Source organism: Marinimicrobium sp. UBA4209, from assembly GCF_002381585.1.
Classification (GTDB): domain Bacteria; phylum Pseudomonadota; class Gammaproteobacteria; order Pseudomonadales; family Cellvibrionaceae; genus Marinimicrobium; species Marinimicrobium koreense.
Window position 1 is genome coordinate 21,854 of the sequence record NZ_DFTP01000115.1, and the last position, 996, is coordinate 22,849.

1 protein-coding gene is annotated in these 996 nt (G+C 59.0%); it reads left to right on the forward strand.

The window, feature by feature from the left end; all coding sequences use genetic code 11:
- Nucleotides 1-185 precede the first annotated feature (185 nt).
- Nucleotides 186-722: a DUF4136 domain-containing protein gene (locus B3187_RS17005; protein WP_286807672.1), complete on the forward strand. Its 537-nt coding sequence runs from the start codon at nucleotides 186-188 to the stop codon at nucleotides 720-722.
- Nucleotides 723-996: the final 274 nt, after the last annotated feature.

The window sequence follows — 996 nt, forward strand, 5'->3', positions numbered from 1 at the left end:
CATCCATGTGGGTCGTCCACGTAAGCTTCTCGTCGACATCCATGTCTCCGAGAGTCTCTGAACGATAGACCCTGCAGCCACCTCAGTGCCATTAGCGCACGTAGGTGGAAGAGTGTGAACCTACCCATGAAGCCACGTTGTCGGTCGGAGTTTCTACCAACACGCAGCCAGAACAGGACTCAACAATGAATCGTTTGACTAGACTATCTTTCGTTTTCATCTTGCTGGCCGTCATCACCGCCTGCGCCGGCCCCAAGGTCTCACAGGACTATAACGAAGACACCGAATTTGATCCCGGCTGGGGCCGCTATGAATGGCGCGGTGGCACGTCGCAGATCGACGGAGTGTCCCACAGTCGGTTGCAGCGCATCACCGAGCAGGCGATGGTGCAACGCGGTTACCGGCTTGATCCCGACAACCCCCAGTTTTATGTCAGCGTCAGCGGCACCACGCGGGCCGCGGTGGGTGGCGGCAAGTCGGTGGGCATTTCCATCGGGTTGCCCGTGGGTAACAGCGGCAGTATCGGACTTGGGGGCAGCAAAAGCCTGGAAGACCGCAAGCAGGAGGGGGTGATCATTGTGGATATCACGGATGCCGAGAGCAATGAGCTGGTCTGGCGTGGTAGCGCGGAAGGGATTGCCTTGCGGGATTTTGAGTTGGCGCGAGAGCAGCAGTTACGAAAAGTCATTGGTCGGTTATTGGCGCAGTTTCCGCCGGAATAACGTTGAGCCGCTCGGCTTCGGTACTTCGGAGTATAGGGCTGCGGGAGGGTGTCCCTTTCCGAGACACGCCGTGAACCCATCCATGGGGGCTCGATCACCCGCCGTCCAGGCGGGTGACGGTCTCGGAAAGGGACACCCTCCCTCCGCTGTGCCAAATTATCGTTCCGGGAAATAGCACCTGGGTAACGGTGAATGCGCTTCGCTCCGATACGTCGGACCGATCTGCCCTACGCGAGCTATGGCACTTAGGGCCGGGGAGGGGAAGCCCTTTCAA